This window comes from Pedobacter sp. NO84 (genome assembly GCF_059703915.1).
The window spans coordinates 1602246-1621638 of record NZ_AP046575.1 but is presented as its reverse complement, the minus strand read 5'-3'; the positions used below and the strand labels follow the sequence as shown (position 1 = coordinate 1621638).

The 19393-nt window shown below is 36.6% G+C and carries 20 protein-coding genes; 10 read left to right on the top strand and 10 right to left on the bottom strand.

Going from position 1 to position 19393, the window contains the following annotated elements; genetic code table 11:
* Positions 1-265 precede the first annotated feature (265 nt).
* Positions 266-1579 carry an aspartate kinase gene (locus AC6H0V_RS06955; RefSeq protein ID WP_497562995.1) on the top strand — a complete coding sequence of 438 codons (1314 nt, stop codon included), beginning with the start codon at positions 266-268 and terminating at the stop codon, positions 1577-1579.
* A gap of 180 nt (positions 1580-1759) precedes the next feature.
* The gene (gene lysA / locus AC6H0V_RS06950; RefSeq protein ID WP_497562994.1) at positions 1760-2938 is read left to right on the top strand and encodes a diaminopimelate decarboxylase; all 1179 of its coding nucleotides are present in this window, start codon (positions 1760-1762) and stop codon (positions 2936-2938) included.
* Here the strand turns inward: lysA and AC6H0V_RS06945 are convergent.
* Genes AC6H0V_RS06945 through AC6H0V_RS06920 form a run of 6 tightly spaced genes read right to left on the bottom strand, consistent with a single transcriptional unit; the run spans position 2935 to position 8713 of the window.
* Positions 2935-3150, bottom strand: a complete 216-nt coding sequence (locus AC6H0V_RS06945; RefSeq protein WP_497562993.1) for a hypothetical protein — start codon at positions 3148-3150, stop codon at positions 2935-2937. The two genes, lysA and AC6H0V_RS06945, sit on opposite strands and share 4 nt — an antisense overlap.
* A 55-nt stretch (positions 3151-3205) precedes the next feature.
* A complete protein-coding gene (locus AC6H0V_RS06940; RefSeq protein WP_497562992.1) occupies positions 3206-3988 on the bottom strand; it encodes a hypothetical protein in 783 nt (260 codons plus the stop codon).
* Positions 3989-4351: a DUF1801 domain-containing protein gene (locus AC6H0V_RS06935; RefSeq protein ID WP_497562991.1), complete on the bottom strand. Its 363-nt coding sequence runs from the start codon at positions 4349-4351 to the stop codon at positions 3989-3991.
* A 1-nt stretch (position 4352) separates the two neighbouring features.
* Positions 4353-4733, bottom strand: a complete 381-nt coding sequence (locus tag AC6H0V_RS06930) for an SRPBCC domain-containing protein (RefSeq protein WP_497562990.1) — start codon at positions 4731-4733, stop codon at positions 4353-4355.
* A gap of 46 nt (positions 4734-4779) precedes the next feature.
* Complete coding sequence (locus tag AC6H0V_RS06925; RefSeq protein ID WP_497562989.1) at positions 4780-7497, bottom strand: DUF3857 domain-containing protein; 2718 nt, start codon at positions 7495-7497, stop codon at positions 4780-4782.
* A 25-nt stretch (positions 7498-7522) separates the two neighbouring features.
* Entirely contained in the window at positions 7523-8713 is a 1191-nt protein-coding gene (locus tag AC6H0V_RS06920) for an acyl-CoA dehydrogenase family protein (RefSeq protein WP_497562988.1), read from the bottom strand.
* 126 nt (positions 8714-8839) lie between these two features.
* Between AC6H0V_RS06920 and AC6H0V_RS06915 the strand changes: the two genes are divergently transcribed.
* The gene (locus AC6H0V_RS06915) at positions 8840-9202 is read left to right on the top strand and encodes a dihydroneopterin aldolase (RefSeq protein ID WP_497562987.1); all 363 of its coding nucleotides are present in this window, start codon (positions 8840-8842) and stop codon (positions 9200-9202) included.
* Here the strand turns inward: AC6H0V_RS06915 and AC6H0V_RS06910 are convergent, their stop codons facing one another.
* The gene (locus AC6H0V_RS06910; protein ID WP_497562986.1) at positions 9203-9532 is read right to left on the bottom strand and encodes an acyl-CoA thioesterase; all 330 of its coding nucleotides are present in this window, start codon (positions 9530-9532) and stop codon (positions 9203-9205) included.
* A gap of 233 nt (positions 9533-9765) precedes the next feature.
* On the opposite strand from AC6H0V_RS06910, the gene AC6H0V_RS06905 reads away from it, so the two are divergent.
* The 4 genes from AC6H0V_RS06905 to AC6H0V_RS06890 all read left to right on the top strand — a co-directional run bounded on the left by AC6H0V_RS06905 (position 9766) and on the right by AC6H0V_RS06890 (position 13888).
* Positions 9766-10197, top strand: a complete 432-nt coding sequence (locus AC6H0V_RS06905; RefSeq protein WP_497562985.1) for an Hsp20/alpha crystallin family protein — start codon at positions 9766-9768, stop codon at positions 10195-10197.
* 292 nt (positions 10198-10489) lie between these two features.
* The gene (locus AC6H0V_RS06900) at positions 10490-11803 is read left to right on the top strand and encodes a nicotinamide mononucleotide adenylyltransferase (RefSeq protein ID WP_497562984.1); all 1314 of its coding nucleotides are present in this window, start codon (positions 10490-10492) and stop codon (positions 11801-11803) included.
* Complete coding sequence (rlmF, locus tag AC6H0V_RS06895) at positions 11803-12753, top strand: 23S rRNA (adenine(1618)-N(6))-methyltransferase RlmF (RefSeq protein ID WP_497562983.1); 951 nt, start codon at positions 11803-11805, stop codon at positions 12751-12753. Before AC6H0V_RS06900 ends, rlmF begins: the two co-directional genes overlap by 1 nt.
* Before the next feature lie 169 nt (positions 12754-12922).
* Positions 12923-13888 carry a glycoside hydrolase family 43 protein gene (locus AC6H0V_RS06890; RefSeq protein WP_497562982.1) on the top strand — a complete coding sequence of 322 codons (966 nt, stop codon included), beginning with the start codon at positions 12923-12925 and terminating at the stop codon, positions 13886-13888.
* Positions 13889-14001: 113 nt separating this feature from the next.
* On the opposite strand, the gene AC6H0V_RS06885 is transcribed toward AC6H0V_RS06890, so the two are convergent.
* Positions 14002-14475, bottom strand: coding sequence for a GNAT family N-acetyltransferase (locus AC6H0V_RS06885; protein WP_497562981.1), 474 nt, complete (start codon positions 14473-14475; stop codon positions 14002-14004).
* Positions 14476-14510: 35 nt separating this feature from the next.
* Positions 14511-15002 carry a YajQ family cyclic di-GMP-binding protein gene (locus tag AC6H0V_RS06880; RefSeq protein ID WP_497562980.1) on the bottom strand — a complete coding sequence of 164 codons (492 nt, stop codon included), beginning with the start codon at positions 15000-15002 and terminating at the stop codon, positions 14511-14513.
* Between the two features lie 74 nt (positions 15003-15076).
* Between AC6H0V_RS06880 and AC6H0V_RS06875 the strand changes: the two genes are divergently transcribed.
* From AC6H0V_RS06875 to AC6H0V_RS06865, 3 genes are all read left to right on the top strand, one after another.
* A complete protein-coding gene (locus tag AC6H0V_RS06875; RefSeq protein ID WP_497562979.1) occupies positions 15077-15664 on the top strand; it encodes a hypothetical protein in 588 nt (195 codons plus the stop codon).
* A gap of 152 nt (positions 15665-15816) precedes the next feature.
* Positions 15817-17874 (top strand): polyphosphate kinase 1, encoded by a 2058-nt coding sequence (gene ppk1 / locus AC6H0V_RS06870; RefSeq protein WP_497562978.1) that lies wholly within the window; start codon positions 15817-15819, stop codon positions 17872-17874.
* 3 nt (positions 17875-17877) lie between these two features.
* Positions 17878-18762 (top strand): Ppx/GppA phosphatase family protein, encoded by an 885-nt coding sequence (locus tag AC6H0V_RS06865; protein WP_497562977.1) that lies wholly within the window; start codon positions 17878-17880, stop codon positions 18760-18762.
* A 4-nt stretch (positions 18763-18766) separates the two neighbouring features.
* Here the strand turns inward: AC6H0V_RS06865 and AC6H0V_RS06860 are convergent, their stop codons facing one another.
* Complete coding sequence (locus AC6H0V_RS06860; RefSeq protein ID WP_497562976.1) at positions 18767-19393, bottom strand: alpha-ketoglutarate-dependent dioxygenase AlkB family protein; 627 nt, start codon at positions 19391-19393, stop codon at positions 18767-18769.

The following is a 19393-nucleotide window of genomic DNA, read 5'->3' as shown; positions in this document are numbered from 1 at the left end:
CGATTGGATTGGATGTTATTTAAGACAAAACAGAATTAAAATTGTTCGAATCATTTTTTTTAAACGTAATCAGTATTTTATTTTGTCATTTAGTCGGAATTTAACGGTCTTTTCGTTATTTTCACGCCCCATTACAATAATAAGAAAAATACGCATTCTATAATTAAAATGAAACCTTTATAATTTTTTGTTTGAATAAAATTATAATAACCCAATGAAAGATCGGGGGGTAAAAATCATTAAATAAAAAGCAATATCTGAATAAATGAAAATATTAAAATTTGGTGGAACGTCTGTAGGAAGTCCAGAACGTATGAAAAAATTGTTGGATATCATTGATCCAACAGAATCGCAAATTGTTGTTTTGTCAGCTGTGTCTGGTACAACAAATAGTTTAGTAGAAATTTCAGCCAAATTATTAAAGGAAGATAAACAAGAAGCCACGCAATTAATTACTTCATTACGAGAAAAATACAACGATTTTGTAGAAGAACTTTTACCCAAAGGTGATTTTAGGGAACAGGGTGAAGAAATTGTTTCTTATCACTTTAATTTTCTTTTATCATTAGTTAATGATCTATTTACCAATATAGAGGAGAAGGTAGTATTAGCGCAGGGCGAACTGTTATCTACAACGCTGTATCACATCTATCTGAAATCTATCAATGTACCATCTGTACTTTTACCAGCATTGGATTTCATGAAAATTGATGAAGATAATGAGCCTGATATTGCCTTTACGACGCAACATTTGATCCCATTACTGGAAAGTCATACTTCTAGTAACCTGTTCATTACCCAGGGATTTATTTGTAGGAATAGCTTTGGAGAGGTTGATAATTTACGTAGGGGAGGAAGTGATTATACGGCATCTTTATTAGGTGCCGCAATTATGGCCGAAGAGGTTCAGATCTGGACCGATATTGACGGGATGCACAACAATGATCCTAGAATTGTGAAAGGTACAAAACCCATTTCTTATCTCTCATTTGATGAAGCTGCAGAGTTGGCTTATTTTGGAGCAAAGATTTTGCACCCGCAATCTGTGTTTCCTGCTCAAAAATACAAAATCCCGGTACGCTTGTTAAATACCATGGAGCCTAAAGCATTGGGTACGGTGATTAGCACAGAGAGCGAAAAAGGGAAGATCAAATCAATTGCTGCAAAGGACGGGATTATTGCGATCAAGATCCAATCGAGCAGAATGCTATTGGCTTATGGCTTTTTAAGGAGGATTTTCGAAATCTTTGAAAGGTATAAAACACCAATTGATATGATTACCACCTCTGAAGTTGCGGTTTCTTTAACCATTGATTTTACCGATAACCTGGAAGAGATTACCAAGGAGCTAAATTCATTCGGAACTGTTGAAATAGACAAGGACCAATCTATTATATGCGTAGTTGGTGATTTCGGAGCAGAAAAACATGGTTATGCCGCTAAGGTTCTGGATTCGATAAAACACATTCCAATCCGAATGATTTCCTATGGCGGAAGTGCCTATAATATTTCCCTATTGGTAGGAACCGAAAATAAGATAGAAGCATTGAGGAGTTTACACAATAGGATTTTCGAATAGGTTATTTTTTTCTTATCCAGAAATAAATAAAAGCCAGTAGGAACAAGAGGAGAATGGATAACCGTGTTCTTTTTACATATTCTTTACTGTTAATTCGTCCCCGTTTGAAATCGACGTAATTACCAATAAAAACAATTGATATAAATACCAAGAAAATTATAATTAGAAATTTCACAGCGTATGTTTTCCGATAAAGATATAGCACATTTTGCCAAATTAGAAACTCCATTTTACTATTACGATCTAAATCTATTAGAGCGCACCTTAAAAGCCTGTAGTGATGCATCTAGTGCCTCTAATTTTCATGTTCACTATGCGATGAAAGCTAATTTTAATCCTGTTGTATTAAAAAGGATTGAGAAATTTGGCTTTGGTGCTGACTGTGTGAGCGGAAACGAGGTTAAAAAAGCAGTTGAAATAGGGTTTAACAAAAATAAAGTTGTTTTTGCTGGAGTAGGTAAATCGGATAAGGAAATAAATTCGGCTTTGGATCTGGACATTTTTTGCTTTAATGTAGAATCTGTACAAGAGTTACAGGTGTTGAATGAATTAGCGGAAGCAAAACAAAAAAAGGCTAAGGTGGCGATCAGAATAAATCCAAATGTTGATGCCTATACGCACGCAAACATCACCACTGGTTTAGACGAGAACAAATTTGGAGTAAATGCCTGGGATTTACCGGCCTGTGTGGATATCTTGAACATTTCTTCCAATTTAGAATTTATAGGGATCCACTTCCATATAGGATCTCAGGTTACCAATCTGGAAGTTTATAAAAATCTTTGCGTAAGGGTTAACGAATTTGCCGCGTGGTTTGAGGATCACGGATTTAAGGTAACTATTTTAAATGTTGGAGGAGGCTTAGGGATTGATTACCATAATCCAAACGGACAAATTCCAGATTTTGAATCCTATTTTAAAATCTTTACTGATTTCTTAACAATCAAACCTTACCAGGAGGTTCATTTTGAGTTGGGTAGGGCATTGGTTGGACAGTGTTCATCGCTTATTAGCAAAGTACTCTATGTTAAAAATGGAAAGAAAAAGAATTTTATTGTGCTAGATGCTGGCATGACCGAGTTAATGCGGCCTGCGTTGTATCATGCTTATCATCAGATAGAAAATATCAGTTCTCAGTTGCCGGTTGACGGTTCTCAATTGGCGCTCGGTTTAACTAAGTATGATGTAGTTGGGCCCATTTGCGAAAGTACAGATTGCTTTGGTAAGGAAGTGCCTCTGCCTGAAACTTTTAGAAATGATTTAATAGCCATTAGAAGCACAGGTGCCTATGGAGAGGTTATGGCATCTCATTATAATCTACGGGAAGATGTATTGGTAGTTACGAGCGAAGAATACTAGGCTTTTTTCTTCGATCCAAGAAAAACCACCACTCCAGCTATAAGAACAACCCCACCCACATAAGGTGGCCAGTTTACTGATTTTTCTTTATCTGCAGATACTTGTATTGGCCCAGCGTCTATTACTTTTTCCTTTTTGGTGTACGTAAAACCTGTCCAAATTAATAATACAATACCGAGTACAATTAATATAATTCCAATTGTTTTTCCCATGGGTTAATTTTTTATAAAGGAAAAACAGTTAAACAAAGGGATATGTTTGATAAATTTAAAATGCATAGCCTAAAGTACATTTAGCTGCAAGGCCATTTGCGCCCCCAGCATCTAAATTCCCAAAAATACGATTCGATTTAAAATATAAGGTCCAGCTCCCTAATCCACCTAAGCCCTCATTATCTTTGGTGTTATAACTCTTTGCCAGTCCTAAGGTTTTGCCAACAGACAATCTGAGCGCAATCTGGGTATCCTTATTTTGGTTGGTATGCCAAATGAGTTCTGTTGACCACCCTGTACTGAAAAGTGTGGTCTTAGTTGAAGTGATGATGTTGGGATCGTTTAAAGCTGCAAGTTCTTTTCTAAGCGAAGCATAAGCTCCATTTTCGAAGCTTAGGGAATTCTCTAGGCTAAAAATTCTGAACTCTAAATTTTTACCTACTTTATCATAAAGTGCAATCGAAGTTCTTAATCCCGCGCCGGTAAACCCCCGATAAGAGTTTATCGACTGTGTATTGGGTTTTTTAAATTGATTATCGTATCTAGTTTCGCCGACTGCGCCAAAAGCCCCGTATGAAATGGTAATATATTTGAATGTGTTTGATCGGCTTACATTTAAAAGTCCCATATTAATCTGACCGGTTGAATAGGGTAACGTTAATCCAGCGAAACTTCCGCTCACATAATTTTTAGACTTAATAGAATCGGTACCCATGGGTTTGGGCATATAGGCCATGTTGTTTCCACTCAATGCGGGCGAAAAAAAAGACATCGTTGTGCAAGAACTGATGTGCATAGAAATTAAACAAATGATTAGGAGAGCGGCTAATTTTTTCATTTAAATATTGATTTTGTTATCGTAAATATAAAGGGCTTCTGTTAAGATAGCATTAATCTTTTTAATGGGTAAGTCATTTTCTACGTCAAATAAAAAGATTTTGATCCTCGCCCTATCTTCGGCGATCAGGTCCTCATTTTTAATTAAAAATCCATTATAAAATCCTAAATATGGCTTTTTAAATTTTTTATGGAACCAGATATAGCACAACAGTTTTCCTTTGTAGCAAAAGAATGGCAATTTATATTTCCATTCGTGCGTAATTAAAGGATTGTGCTTGAGGATTATTTCTTTAACTGCCAGTAAACAAGCCCTTGTAGGCTCTTCCTGTTCCAGATAAAACTGATCCAAATGGCTTAACATTTTATTCTATTTCAAAGAAATCAGCTAATCCTCCTAAAAAATATTCCTCAATTCCGGCCGTAAAATCTGCAAAATCATCAGCTGGAATATTTGTTTGCACAAATTCTAAGGAAGTACCTTTTTTATCTTCGTGCAATTTAATGGTAACAATTGATGGCTCCATTTGATCGCCAAAATACCATTGCTGCACAATTTTTTTAGGGGGATCAAACGTTATGTTTTTTCCAATAATATCACCTTCCCAAAAAGAAAATTCTGTACCGGCCTCTTCCGTGAACACCACTTCTGCACCAGTCCACAATTGGATGCTCTGTGCCTTAGTTAACGCTAGATAAACTTCCTCCGGAGGCGCGGGAAGGGCTAGATATTTTTTGTAATTCATACTGATTTTTAAGATTAAAGGATTGGAATTTTCGATTTTTGGATGGTTAAGTTGTTATATTGCCCAGATTAGTTTTGTTTTCTGGAGGTTGTGAATCTGTACTGGGTGTGGATTCTGTAGAATTCGGTTTTTCTGAAATAGATGGATCAAGGTTTGGAAAAGGAACATTAATGTTGGCAGACAGGTCTTTAATTAGTTCAGTTCTCCACGCATAACTTGGGTAAGTAAATACAAACGTTTGTTTAACTCTGGTTGATTTAAGAAAGTAAATAATCCAGATGATTGAAAAGGCAAGAGTAGTGAAAATACGGGTAAAATCAGCAATCATAGTAAACTTATTAACTTCATCGGTTGAAATTATATTTACAATTATCACATCAATTAACACGATAAGAAATGCCGCACTTCTAAAAATAATGTAAAATTTTGGAAATATTTTCCGCTTAGCAAAAAATAAAACAATAAGCAAAAGGCTCCCAGCTATTATAGCCACGTTCGCGACCACTTCCAAAGCAAATACCCATTTCCAGATGAGTGCAGCAGCTGATGGATAGTTAGAAAGGCTATCCCATGCGCTTTGACTGAACATATTTGAACTATAGGTAGTACGAATTAAATTAAAAGGACTAAAAATTAAGCCTATGGCAACTACAATGAGCCATCCACCAATCTTTGGGGCATGTTTTATTTCTTCTAAATTAAATGGTTGCTTATGGGTATAAATAAAAAATCCGCCGACCGCACAACCCAGAAATACAAGAATCGCTAATAGGGTCATCCCAAGATTTAGATCACTAGTTGTTTCATCTACCGGACTTCCATCCCAAGAAATACTATAGCTTATGGCATCATAAATGGCTGCTCTATCCTTTACATACTGTTTAGTTTCGGCACCTGAAATTTCATAGCTCTTGTTCTCGTACTGATAGTCCAAAATCAGCGTATCTAGGTTATAAAATCGGTGATAATTAAACCTATAGCCCTTTCTATCTATAGTAGTTTCCTTAGATTCTATGTCGGATTCAACAGGGATTAAAATTTTTAAAACTTGATGAATATTAACAGGATATTTTAGCGCAAAAGGAGTTGCTCTGGCCTTCTTTAAAGTTCTTAACTCCCCACTAATCATATCTCCATAGAAGTCGGCAAAGTATTTTGAGGATACAGAATCATCTTTTATCCAAATATTTTCAATGTCATAGTTTTCTTCTAATGAAATAATATTATTTTTTCTGTCATCATTGATTACTATATCTTTAACCTTGGCTATGTTCGGATATATTTTGGTGTAGTATTCCAAATAATCCTTTTCGATTTTATCCATACCCGATGAGCTGATATAGTCTCTCATATCATCTGCATAATTGGCCGTATATCTTGATTTTATGGTTACTTCTGCTTTCTTGCCATTAGCTGTATCGGGAAGTATGATAACGGTAGAGGAGCTTAGTTGACCAGTTGGACTTGGATTTATCCATTCTAACTTGTCGTTCCCGGGTTTAACTACCAAGACATTTGCCGCATAGGGAAAGTAATTTTTCTTGATCGATCCCCCTTGATCAGCAATGGTAGGGTCTATCCAAATTTTCCTCCCTTCAAATTCAACCAATACAACGGCATGGTTAAACGCCCCTGTGGTTGGCAGAATTTCTTTCGTTTTATCTTTGAGATAGGTGTTGATATAGACAGGGAACGCCGTAATTCCATTTCCGTTTAACAAGGCGATCAGTAGCAAAGATTTGTCTTTACAATCGCCATATCTTTGTTTCAAAACCTTTTCGGGCGAGTTGGGGCGATGTGAATATTCGCCCATTTCTATGCCCATGTACCTTACTTCATCCTGTACAAAACGGGTAGAAAGTTCCAAATATTTTTCTTTGCTACCGTTAGACTTAAGTTTAAAATCTTTGATCTTAGCACCTAATATTTCTGATTGGCTTAGACTATAAGTATTAAGAACAATAGACCAATCAACAATCTCTTTCCAACTTTTAAATTCGCTTACCTGTATTCTACTATAGGGATCGTACCACGAAGGCTCAAAATCTTCACTTTTAACGGTTTTGGTAAGGGTGCCTTGCCATTCATAGATTTTCAACCCATTTTGTTCTTTAACCTTTAGTGGCGGAACAGCATTGAAATTTTTAAATTGGATTGCTCTTTCCTTCTTTGTGATCAGATTAAAATATACGTTGGCTATTTGATTATCACCATCAAAATAAAACGTATCACTATATCGATTAGCAAAAACCGGATTTGCACCTTTTTTAGTAAAGGAATATTCAATTCTATCTCCTTTTCTAACATCGTCTAAAATTAAATAGGCGTCAAAAGTTCCGCTATAGATAAATTTTGATAGCTCCTTTTCGTTCTGCATCACCTTAAAATGGCTGGCATCCAATTTATCTATTGGCTTATTATTCCTCCAAATAATAACATTGTGAAAGGTAAGTTTTTCATAAGATGGATCGTAGGTTACACTTATCTCTGAACCATTTTGTACACCATTATCAGAAACGATCTCTCTAATTACATGGATGTACTGTTCCTGGCTTTCAACATTGTTCTGTTGTTCAAATAAAAACAGGTAAAAACCATCTTGGATGTCTCTATTGGCGGGCCTTTTATCAACGGTATTAACTTTTTGAAGCCAACTGGGGGTGGTTTTTAGCGTATAGAAATTTCTTTTTTGAGCAAAAGCAGAGATGGAGATAGCAATGAAAAAAGCGACTAAGAACGTTTTAGGTTGAAGTTTTTTAAACATTGGCGGTAATTTAGATTTGAGAGATTTATTTAAAAGCGTTTAGTCCTGTTACATCCATGCCAGTAATTAGTAAATGTACATCATGAGTTCCTTCATAGGTAACAACAGACTCTAGGTTCATCATGTGGCGCATAATCGAATATTCGCCCGTAATGCCCATTCCGCCCAACATCTGACGGGCATTTCTTGCGATGTCGAGTGCAATTTCCACACTGTTACGTTTCGCCATAGAAATTTGTTCGGCACTTGCTCTATTCTCACTTTTTAACACGCCTAATCGCCACACTAAAAGCTGGCCTTTGGTAATTTCTGTGATCATTTCTGCCAGTTTCTTTTGTTGCAATTGAAATCCGCCTATTGGTCTACCAAACTGAACCCGTTCTTTCGAGTAGCGTAGTGCAGTATCGTAACAATCCATCGCTGCTCCTAGCGCTCCCCATGCAATGCCGTATCGAGCTTGGTTTAAACAGCCCAAAGGGCCTTTTAGTCCTTTAATATCAGGAAAAATATTTTCTTTTGGAACTCTTACATTATCGAAAACAAGCTCTCCGGTAGCTGAGGCCCTTAAACTCCATTTTCCATGGGTTTCTGGGGTAGTAAATCCCTCCATGCCACGTTCAACTACCATTCCTCTTATTTTTCCCTCCTCATCTTTAGCCCAAACCACCGCGATATCAGCAAAGGGCGCATTAGAAATCCACATTTTTGCGCCGTTTAGCAGGTAATGATCTCCTTTGTCTTTGACGTTGGTTACCATCCCGCCAGGATTTGAACCATGATCAGGTTCTGTTAAACCAAAACAGCCCATTAATTCGCCTGTGGCTAGCTTAGGTAAGTATTTTTTGCGTTGCTCTTCGGTTCCATAGGCATAAATAGGGTACATAACCAATGAACCTTGTACTGAGGCTGTAGAGCGGATACCCGAATCACCGCGCTCTATTTCTTGCATAATAATCCCATATGCAGTATAATCCAATCCGGCCCCACCATATTCAACTGGAATTGTTGGTCCAAACGCGCCAATTTCACCCAGTCCTTTAATTAAATGTTTGGGAAATTCTGCCCGTTGTGCAAAATCTTCGATTATTGGGCTCACTTCCTTTTTTACCCAATCCCTTACACTTGAGCGAATTAATAAATGTTCTTCTGATAAAAGTTCATCCAATAAGTAATAATCTGGGGCTTCATAAAGGTCTTTCTTGGTTGATTTGTTCATGTTTTACACTATATTTGAAGGATTAATAGGTCGAAACCAAAGGTAATAATTTAGTGTAATGACTAGTTAAAACCGTGTAAAAATTTAATTTTAACGCAAATTGTTGCTTTAAATAATTTAAACCGAATGTTTATACAGACCGTTGCATTAAGAGACGTTAAATTTTATGCATTTCATGGATTTTATCCTGAAGAACAGCTTATAGGAAATCACTTTTTAGTGGATGCAGTTGTAACTTTTGTGCCATCGGGCGAAACGGAAGATATTTCTGCAACTGTAAATTATGAAATTATAAATGAGGTTATCAGTGCAGAAATGAAACAGACCCAAAAACTATTGGAAACCGTGGTTAAAAACATTCTTAACTCATTGAATGCTAAATATCCACATCTTCGTAGTGCAAAAGTTGGGATTACAAAGCTGAACCCCATTATGAAAGGTGAGGTGGGTAGTTCGTTTGTAGAGTTAAGTTATATTGCCCAACATTAGCTAATCAGCTATTAATTGTTCAAACTCCATCATCTTATTTCTTTCTTTAGTAGGAATGGCTGCAGGTTTTTTTAAGTTGTAATCAAATGCAACACAGACCGTTTTACCTCTGCTACAAATAATTTCTTTACCGTTAACATCTTTAACGATAAGATATTCAAGATCAAAACTGGTATTGCCTATCCGCGACGTGCGTACATACATACTCACTTTATCATCTAGAAAAATAGGCATGATGTAATCAATGGATGCCCGGCCAATAATAACCCCTGTAGCTTCCCAATTCCAATTAATGGCATGTTTCCAATATTTTGTTCTTCCAATCTCCATGTAGGTGAAATAACTGCATTGTTAACATGGCCCATCATATCCAGATCTGCAAATCGCTTCTCTATGATTGTTCTATACTTAAAATCGTCAGTATGACTAACAACAACTGACTTTTTGTCTGATTCACTTTCTTTTTTGCGCCAAAATGACTTAAAAAACATATTTATTTGGTTTGGAATGGGGTTTGAATATGAACAATTATAATTTAAAAAATAATAACGGAGGATATAAAAATGACTTTAGTAAAATTTAACAACAAAACCCGTAACACAGCACCATACTTTAACAATGTTTTTGATTCTTTGTTTAGTGAGGCATTGAATAAAAACTATGGTGTTAATAAGGTGCCTAACGTAAATATCTATGAAGGTACGGAGGAATATAAAATTGAACTGGCTGCCCCTGGTTTAGACAAGGAAGATTTTAAGATTGATCTTAAGAAAAATAATCTTTCTGTATGGGTAGAGAAAAAAGCAGCCGAAACCGAAACACAAAAAGATTATACCCGTAAAGAATTTAACTATACCTCTTTCGCAAGATCGTTTGTTTTGCCAGAAGGTATAGATACTGATAAAATTAGCGCAGCATATATCAATGGAGTGTTAAATATTACCATTGTTAAAGACGGAGCAAAACCAGCGCATAAAGAGATTGTAGTGTCTTAAAAGGAAATTTACGAAGTCTTTGATGCTCTTGGGCTCGGAAACTTTGTAAGTTTAATAAGTTGAGTGATTTTAGTTTTAAGGTTAAAAGGAGCCCATTGGATGATGGAGCTCCTTTTTTTTTGCGTTAATGGGCAAACGTTTTGCGATAAGCGAACCAACCGCTTTAGGCCATACGCTTTTCATTTTCTTGCCGCTTTTTTAGTTTATTAGCTCATTTGTTCACTTGTTCAGTAGTAGACGTATTGCAAAAATGAACTAATGAACTAATGAACGATTTTGCTATTTTTGTATCATGGAAAGAGAAATCTTAGATACGAAACGAAAAGCATTAAAAATAAACCTTAACGAAAAAATTTACGGAACTTTTGCTGAAATAGGTGCTGGACAGGAAGTTGCTCGTAATTTTTTTACTGCTGGTGCTGCTTCAGGAACCGTTGCTAAGACGATGTCGGCCTATGATATGACATTTAGTGATGCCATTTATGGTGCCGAAGCTTCTGGAAGATATGTAAGTCAGAATAGACTTTTAAGAATGCTCGACCACGAATTTGGTTTGTTAAATGAACGGTTGTCTGGAGAAAAATACGAGAGCCGAACGTTCTTTGCATTTGCTGATACCGTAACCACACTCAACTTTAAACGTACCAATGAGCCTCACGGTTGGGTTGGGATCCGGTTCCAAAATGAACCAGGAGGATTGGCAAATGAAATCTTTTTTCATATTCGTTTGTTGGATACCGACGTAAATATGCAACAACGTGTGTTGGGTATTATCGGGGTAAACTTGATCTATGCCGCATTTTATTTTCAGTCTGATCTAAAAATAATGATCGAATCTCTTGCAGATAATTTAACTGTTGGTTCGGTAGAAATTGATTTGATCTCTGTTAAAGGACCGGCATTTGGAGAGGTAAACAACACCTTGTTAAACCTTTACCTAATCATGAAAGACTTTTCGGCAGCGGCCATATTTGATGTAGATGGACATCCCCGCCAGGCAAAAGATTTACTCTACAAGAAAGATATCATGATTTTGCGTACCAAATATGGTCAGAAATCGAATCCCAATTTTAACTTGTTCAATAAAGCAACTGAACAATTTGTAAGGACCAATCACGTAGAGCCTGGAAATTTAAGCGTTATGATTGAGGTACTACTAACAAATGTGCTCACAGACGAACAGGAAACACCTGATGATATCGATTTGGAAGCTGTAGCCAAAAGAGCCGAAGATATGTGCAAAACAGGCAACTTAGTTATTGTTTCTAACTTCACGCGCCATAACCGATTAGCGAAATATTTGGATCGTTGTAAGCCAAAAAGTGTGGGGATTTCTACAAACATCAATAACCTTAAATTCGTGTTTAATTCAAGCAACTTTGGCGAAAATTATTCAAGTCAGCTTTTAGCTTATGTAAGCGATATGTTTACCAAAAACGTAAAGCTATTTGCCTATCCATTTTTAGATAAGGAAAGCAATACGGTAATTTCTACGGCTAATATGCCGGTTACTCCCGATGCTAAACCATTATTTGAATTTTTGTTAACTAATGGTTACATAACTGATATCAAGGATTACAGTGAAGAGGATGTAAAAACTGCTTAATGAAACCTGCCCCTGATAAGAATACGCTCCATCCGCGCAACAAACATCGATCTAGATATGATTTTAAAGCATTGATCAATTCTTGCGCCGAATTGGGAGTCTTTGTTTCGGTGAATAAATATGGTGATGAATCTATTGATTTTGCTGATCCCTTAGCAGTTAAAACTTTAAATAAAGCATTACTGAATCACTTTTATGCTATTCAATTTTGGGATATTCCCGATGGATTTCTTTGCCCACCAATCCCCGGCAGGGCCGATTACTTGCATTACGCGGCTGATCTACTAAGCTCTGGTAACAGCAAAAATATCCCAAGGGGGAATAAGATCAAGGTGTTAGATATTGGCACTGGAGCAAATTGTGTTTATCCGATTATTGGTCACCAAGAATACGGTTGGCGTTTCGTAGGTTCTGAAATTGATGAACTTGCGGTTCGCAACGCAAAACATATCGTTGAAGTTAATCCATCGTTAAGAAAGGCAGTCGACATTAGATTTCAGCCCCATAAAACAAAGATATTTGCAACTATTATCCATAAGGAAGAGCATTTCGATCTTGTAATCTGTAACCCCCCTTTTCATGCATCCGCAGAGGAAGCTTTGCTAGGTTCGCAAAGAAAGGTACGTAATTTGGGAAATAAAAATTATTCAAAACCAGTACTCAATTTCGGTGGTCAGGGCAGCGAATTATGGACTGAAGGGGGAGAAGTATCCTTTGTTGGTACAATGATAGTCGAAAGTAAATTATACAAAGACCAGTGTTTGTGGTTTACCAGTCTAATCTCAAAAAGTGAACACCTTGATGCAGTCTATGCTATGCTTAAACGGGCCGGAGTAACCGAAACAAGGACCAATGATATGGTTACAGGAAATAAAATTACCAGGATCGTAGCATGGACTTTTCTTACGGGGAAGGAACAAGAAGACTGGGTTAAAAGCTGGGAGTTGTAGTGTCTGAAAAAGGGGGGGGGTGAATATACTTTTCTCACCACCTAAGACACCTTAGGCACCTCAGTTGCCGTCTGACGGTCATTATTGTTACATCATATTCTAAGGTTTCTCAGGTGTCTAAGGTGGTGATTTTTTTGATATAGGTGGCAAATCTTTATTATCTTGCAGTATGAAACTCTTACGCACTGGCCTCATTCTATTTCTAGCCATACCCTTGTTTACCAACGCCCAAACATCGGGCAATCCGGTTTTCCCGGGATGGTATGCAGATCCCGAGGCACAAATTTTTGGCAAAACCTATTGGATTTATCCTACCTATTCTGCAAAATATAAGGAGCAGGTGTTTATGGATGCTTTTTCATCCAAAGACTTGATTACATGGACTAAGCACGAAAAGATAATCGATACCTCAAGTATTAAGTGGGCTAAAAAAGCGATGTGGGCTCCATCCATTACAAAAAAAGATGGAAGGTATTATTTATTTTTTGGTGCCAATGACATTCAGAGCGATCAGGAAATTGGAGGAATTGGCGTAGCGGTGGCCAATAAACCCGAGGGACCATTTAAAGATTACTTGGGTAAACCTTTAGTTGATAAATTCTACAATAAAGCACAACCGATCGACCAATTTGTTTTTAAGGATAAAGACAATCAATATTATTTGATTTATGGGGGCTGGTCGCACTGTAATATCGCCAAATTAAATTCAGATTTTACCGGATTTGTTCCTCATGCTGATGGTTCTATCTTTAAGGAAATCACTCCAGAAGGATATGTAGAAGGTCCATTTATGTTCATTAGAAATGGAAAATACTATTTCATGTGGAGTGAAGGTGGGTGGACAGGCCCTGATTATTATGTGGCTTATGCCATGGCAGATTCTCCGATGGGACCTTTTAAAAGAATCGACAGGATCTTAAAACAGGATCCATCTATAGCTACAGGAGCAGGTCATCACTCTGTAATCCGCGACGAGAAAAAAGATCTTTGGTATATCGTGTACCACCGCAGGCCATTAGGCGAAACAGATGGTAACCATCGCGTAACCTGTATCGATGAAATGAAATTTGATGAAAATGGATTAATCGTACCAGTTAAGATTACGAAAGAAGGGGTTAAGAAGAATAAACTGTAAAAGAATGTAAAATGGAAGATGGAAGACGGAAAATGTGGCAAAAATGCACTTTTTATCCTATTTCCATTTTACATGTACAGATATTGATGTAAGATCGAAAATGTAACCTAACACTAAAGTCCATCTTCCATATTACCTATTCCATCTTCCATGGTTAAGTAAATATCTTTCATCACAATCTCCATCCTTCTCTCAGGGGCGGCTAAAGATTTAAAACCAAATTGTTCGTAAAGCCCATGGGCGTCTAATGTACCTAACGTGTAAGTTCTTAATCCTTGAAGATCAGGGTGGAACATCATCAGCGACATTAATTTTTTAGATAGACCCAGACCCCGAAAGGGTATTTCGATATACACATCGCATAAATAAGCGAATGTAGCACGATCTGTAACCCATCGCGCAAAACCTATTTGTTTTTCGTCTTTATAAACTCCGAAACATAAAGAATTTGCGATCGATCTTTTTACGATTTCAAAAGGAATTCCTTTTGCCCAATACGATTCTTCACTTAAATAGCGATGAACTGTTTTTGCATCAATTAAATTGCTGTCGTCTGAAAAGATAAATCCGTTTTCGATGATTTCCATATTATAGCTAATTAGCAAATTAGTGAATTAGCTAATTAATTTCTCATGTTTATAAACTGCAAAGGCAATCCAAAATCTTCACTTTTACACAGCGCAATTACTTTTTGAAGATCATCTATATTTTTACTTTGCACCCTGAGTTGATCGTCCATAATTGACGCTTGAACCTTGGGGTTGCTTGCCTTTATCTTTGCTACAATTTTCTTTGCTGCTTCTTTGTCAATCCCCTGTTTAATCTCAACTTCTTTTCTGATCATATTCCCAGAAGCGGCATGTTCTTTTTTGAAATCCAAACTTTTTGGGTCTAAATTTTGTTTTACCATACGAGAGATGATAGAATCCGTTATTGCTTTTAAACGCATATCGTCTTCAGTTACGATAGTGATGATATTTGTTTTTTTGTCGAGCTCTACTGTACTCTTTGAACCGTTAAAGTCATAACGGTTTAAAATCTCTTTTTTTGCATTGTTTATGGCGTTATCTAAAGTTTGCGCATCTACTTTGCTTACGATATCAAAAGTTGGCATGATTGTTTTTAATGGATAAAATTAATTAGATTTAATATATTCTATTATAACAAACAAAAAACGCAAAAAAATATATGAAAACCAATAAAATTAAACCTCAGAAAAAAGCAGTTAAAAAGGCGGTTAAAAAGCATATTGAACATAATTTAACCGAAAGATTTTTAGAAGCTGTAAAAGGTCTTGGCCATAATGCCGAGCTTATTGCCGAAGATATTGCCAAATTAAGCAAGGTTGCCGCAAGGAAATTAGCCAAGAAGTACCGAGAAGTAAAGGCTTCTGTTGAGAATAAAATTGATGATACGGCGATTTCAACCAGAAACTTGGCCGTAAAAAAGGTAAAATTAGCTAAAAAAGACGCTTCTAAACTGATGAAAAAAGTAGATAAGTCGGTAACCAAAGTGGTTAAAAAGGCAGTTAAGAAAGCAAAACCGGTGGCTACTAGTGTAAAGGTAGAAGGTATCGCAACCGCACAGAAAGCTAAAGCTGCAATTAAACCCTCAAAAAATAGAGCCATGGCAACCAAATCAAAAACAACGAGCAGTGCTAATCTGCCATCTGGACAGGAAAAAAAAGCCGTAGTAAAAGCGGTGAGTAATAATCCTGTTAAAAAAGTAACCACCAAAGCCATCCCCGCAAAAAAGAATACTACACCTAAAAAGTAAATTAACCTGCGTAATTAGCTATTAATTAACATTAACTTAACAGTAAAATTTGCAGCTTTGAAAATCTCCAGATTATTCTGGAGATTTTTTTAATTTAATCGTTATTCATCGGGTGAGGTTTATCGGATGGGCAAAAAAAATGCATAGAGCCAATGGCTAAGAAGAAATTTCCATTTTTAAATAGAGAAATAAGTTGGCTATATTTTAATGAACGGGTTTTGCAGGAAGCTGCAGACGAGACTGTTCCATTAATTGAACGCATTCGATTTCTGTCTATTTTTTCCTCAAATCTGGAAGAATTCTATCGCATTAGGGTGGCCACCTTGAGCAGATTGGTTAACCTAAACGACAAAGCTAAGGCCTTACTTGGCTTTAATCCCAAAAAGGTATTAAATGAAATCAAGAATATTGTTGTAAAACACGAGCGCAAATTCGAAAATCTTTTTCAGGCCACCTTGATTAATGAGCTTGCCCAGAATAGAATTTTCATACTCAATGATACCCAGCTCAACGTAACCAGGGGCGAATTTGTAAGAAACCATTTCCGGTCTAAAATCCTTTCCAACCTCGTACCAATATTGCTCAATTTGGAAGATCCTTTTCCCGAATTAAAAGATAAATACCTGTATTTCTTTGTCAGATTGATAAAAAAATCCGGCAAAAAGAGCGAAAAATACGCGCTGATTGAACTTCCAGAAAATTTGCCCCGCTTTTTAGTACTGCCAGAAACTAATGATCTGAAATTTATCATCATGGCAGAGGATATCGTAAAGTACTGTTTGGACGATATTTTCTACATATTCAACTACGACCAGATCGATGCGTTTTCTATCCAGTTAACCAGAGATGCAGAATTGGATATCGATAAGAATATTAGCGATAAATTTATAGAAGAACTCAAAACTAGCCTGGATAAGCGTAAAAAAGGTAAGCCAATGCGTTTGCTTTACGACACCGAAATGCCATTCGAAATGTTGAGTGTACTGGTTAGTAAGCTCAAAATAGAGGCAGAAGGCTTAATTCCGGGTAATCGCTACCATCGTTTTGGGGATTTTATCGCTTTTCCTAACGTGGGTTCGCCCGAGTTGGAATATCCTGCCGTAGAACCATTGAAAGTAAAAGGATTGCACAGTACCGAAAGTATTTTCAATAAACTATCTGAACGGGATTACCTCATTAATTTACCTTATCAATCATACGACTACATCATTCTATTTTTAAGGGAAGCAGCTATTGATCCAAAAGTTACCGAAATTAATATCACCCTTTACAGGCTCGCGGAAAACTCTAAGGTGATCAATACCTTAATTAATGCTGCAAAAAATGGTAAAAAAGTAAACTGTGTGGTAGAGTTAAAGGCACGTTTTGATGAAAAAGCCAATATTTTTTGGACAAATAGATTGATGGAAGAAGGGGTAAACGTTAACTATGGGTTAACCGATTACAAAGTTCATTCTAAAATTTGTTTAGTTAAACGAATGGAGAAAGGTAGGGCTGTTTACTATGCCAATTTGGCGACTGGTAATTTTAACGAAAAAACAGCTAGAATCTATTGTGATCACAGTATTTTCACGGCCAAGAAAGAAATTACAACAGATCTGCTAAAGTTGTTTAATGCCCTAAATAAAAAATCAGTGGCTAAAGATTTTAAGCATCTGATCGTCTCCCCTTTAGAATCAAGAAATAAAATATATGCCTTGATTAACAGAGAAATCAAGTTTGCTAAAGCAAAAAAACCAGCGTATTTAATCCTTAAAGTAAACAGTTTAGCCGATGAAGGTATTGTTGAATTGCTTTATGAAGCCTCCAATGCGGGTGTTCAGATTAAACTCATAGTTAGGGGCATCTGCTGTTTAGTGCCTGGAGTGCCAGGATTTAGTGAAAACATTACGGTAATAAGTATTATTGATAAGTTTTTAGAGCATGCTAGGGTATTTATTTTTGGTAATAACGGAAAAGAGGAAATGTTTCTTTCATCTGCCGATTTAATGAGCAGGAATTTTGAGCATAGGGTAGAAGTAGGTTTTCCGGTTTTAGATGTGCAGGTAAAGCAGGAAATAAGGGATATCATCGAATTTCAACTTCAGGATAATGTTAAAGCTCGCGACATTAATAAATTAAATAACAATAAATACCATAGGAATCGTTTAAATGCAAAGGTTAGGGCGCAAGTTCAAACCTATCATTACCTTAAAAATAAACATCAATAGCCCATGTTGAGATACGCCGCCATAGACATTGGCTCGAATGCTGTTAGGTTGTTAATAGCCGATATAATCCAGAACGAAAAAGGATATACCTATAAGAAAAATACGTTGGTTCGGGTGCCTTTACGCTTGGGCGATGATGCTTTTTTAGATCACCAGATCTCTCCCAAAAAAATGGTTGATCTAGTAAAAACTATGACCGCTTTTAGAAATCTAATGGACGTGTATCAGGTTACAAAGTACTTGGCTTGCGCCACTTCCGCCATGCGAGAGGCTGAAAACGGAAAAGAAATTATCGAAAAAGTTAAAAATGATGCGTTTATTGATCTAGAAATTATAGAAGGACAACGTGAAGCAAACATTATTTACGCCAATCATATAGAACAAAATCTGGATCCAAACAAAAGCTATCTCTATATCGACGTGGGTGGAGGTAGTACAGAACTTTCTGTTTTTGTAAGTAAGCAGCTTGTGGCCTCAAAATCATTTAATATTGGTACTATTCGGATATTGGATAACCAAGATAAGGCAGAAACCTGGGATGAAATGAGAGATTGGGTTAAAGAGCAAACCAGAGGGCTTAAAAACCTGGCAGGTATCGGAACCGGTGGAAATATCAATAAATTATTCCGGATGTCTGACGAAAAAGAAGACCTTCCGTTAACCTACATGAAATTAAATTCACTTTATAAAGAGTTAAATTCTTACTCGTTAAAGGAGCGGATCACCAAAATGAAGCTTAACCAGGATCGGGCAGATGTAATTATTCCCGCTTGTGAAATTTATTTAACCCTAATGAAATGGACAGGGGTGAAGCAAATTTATGTGCCTAAAGTAGGTCTGGTTGATGGAATTATCAATTTATTGATCGAAGAGAATTTAATTAGCTAATTAATCAATTAGCTAATTTGCTAATCCTTTCAATCGTTCTAAAAGTTAAATTAATTCTTGGCTGATGGGTTAATTTTGTAGGAGGCAAGCGATGCAGCCAATGGGTTTGGGTGTTATCTTTCATCACTAATAAACTTCCATTTTCTAAGGTTAACGAAATCCGTTCCTTGGTCTGTTTATGTTTAAAAGAGAATTTTCTTACCGCACCAAAGCTTAAAGAGGCAATCGCACCATTCTTTTTCAGGTCTTTTTCTCCATCGCTATGCCAGGCCATACCTTCATCACCATTGTGATATAAATTGAGAAGGCAAGAATTATAGGTTTCTCCACTTGCCTGCTCACATAGCGCTTTTAATTCCAGCAGCTCTTTTGTCCATAATAAGGCTTGTTTGGTTACATTAGAATAGGTGTAAGAAAAAGTTTCGTCTGCATACCAAGCAACTTTTCTTTTGGTTAAAATGTGTTTTCCAAAAATCACAGCTTCATCGTTTTTCCACTCGATGGTTTCTAATAAGAGCGTGTAATACCGCTGTGCACTTTCGTGGGGCATTATTTTGCCATAATAGTTTACGGTTCCATCCTTAGGAAGCAGATTTTTAAAAACGTCTATTTCACTACTAAATAAATCCAT

Bases quoted from the DNA above. Each gene is read 5' to 3' on its own strand.
- AC6H0V_RS06955 (WP_497562995.1), top strand. From the start codon at position 266: ATGAAAATATTAAAATTTGGTGGAACGTCTGTAGGAAGTCCAGAACGT.
- lysA (WP_497562994.1), top strand. From the start codon at position 1,760: ATGTTTTCCGATAAAGATATAGCACATTTTGCCAAATTAGAAACTCCA.
- AC6H0V_RS06945 (WP_497562993.1), bottom strand. From the start codon at position 3,150: ATGGGAAAAACAATTGGAATTATATTAATTGTACTCGGTATTGTATTA.
- AC6H0V_RS06940 (WP_497562992.1), bottom strand. From the start codon at position 3,988: ATGAAAAAATTAGCCGCTCTCCTAATCATTTGTTTAATTTCTATGCAC.
- AC6H0V_RS06935 (WP_497562991.1), bottom strand. From the start codon at position 4,351: ATGTTAAGCCATTTGGATCAGTTTTATCTGGAACAGGAAGAGCCTACA.
- AC6H0V_RS06930 (WP_497562990.1), bottom strand. From the start codon at position 4,733: ATGAATTACAAAAAATATCTAGCCCTTCCCGCGCCTCCGGAGGAAGTT.
- AC6H0V_RS06925 (WP_497562989.1), bottom strand. From the start codon at position 7,497: ATGTTTAAAAAACTTCAACCTAAAACGTTCTTAGTCGCTTTTTTCATT.
- AC6H0V_RS06920 (WP_497562988.1), bottom strand. From the start codon at position 8,713: ATGAACAAATCAACCAAGAAAGACCTTTATGAAGCCCCAGATTATTAC.
- AC6H0V_RS06915 (WP_497562987.1), top strand. From the start codon at position 8,840: ATGTTTATACAGACCGTTGCATTAAGAGACGTTAAATTTTATGCATTT.
- AC6H0V_RS06910 (WP_497562986.1), bottom strand. From the start codon at position 9,532: ATGGAGATTGGAAGAACAAAATATTGGAAACATGCCATTAATTGGAAT.
- AC6H0V_RS06905 (WP_497562985.1), top strand. From the start codon at position 9,766: ATGACTTTAGTAAAATTTAACAACAAAACCCGTAACACAGCACCATAC.
- AC6H0V_RS06900 (WP_497562984.1), top strand. From the start codon at position 10,490: ATGGAAAGAGAAATCTTAGATACGAAACGAAAAGCATTAAAAATAAAC.
- rlmF (WP_497562983.1), top strand. From the start codon at position 11,803: ATGAAACCTGCCCCTGATAAGAATACGCTCCATCCGCGCAACAAACAT.
- AC6H0V_RS06890 (WP_497562982.1), top strand. From the start codon at position 12,923: ATGAAACTCTTACGCACTGGCCTCATTCTATTTCTAGCCATACCCTTG.
- AC6H0V_RS06885 (WP_497562981.1), bottom strand. From the start codon at position 14,475: ATGGAAATCATCGAAAACGGATTTATCTTTTCAGACGACAGCAATTTA.
- AC6H0V_RS06880 (WP_497562980.1), bottom strand. From the start codon at position 15,002: ATGCCAACTTTTGATATCGTAAGCAAAGTAGATGCGCAAACTTTAGAT.
- AC6H0V_RS06875 (WP_497562979.1), top strand. From the start codon at position 15,077: ATGAAAACCAATAAAATTAAACCTCAGAAAAAAGCAGTTAAAAAGGCG.
- ppk1 (WP_497562978.1), top strand. From the start codon at position 15,817: ATGGCTAAGAAGAAATTTCCATTTTTAAATAGAGAAATAAGTTGGCTA.
- AC6H0V_RS06865 (WP_497562977.1), top strand. From the start codon at position 17,878: ATGTTGAGATACGCCGCCATAGACATTGGCTCGAATGCTGTTAGGTTG.
- AC6H0V_RS06860 (WP_497562976.1), bottom strand. From the start codon at position 19,393: ATGGATTTATTTAGTAGTGAAATAGACGTTTTTAAAAATCTGCTTCCT.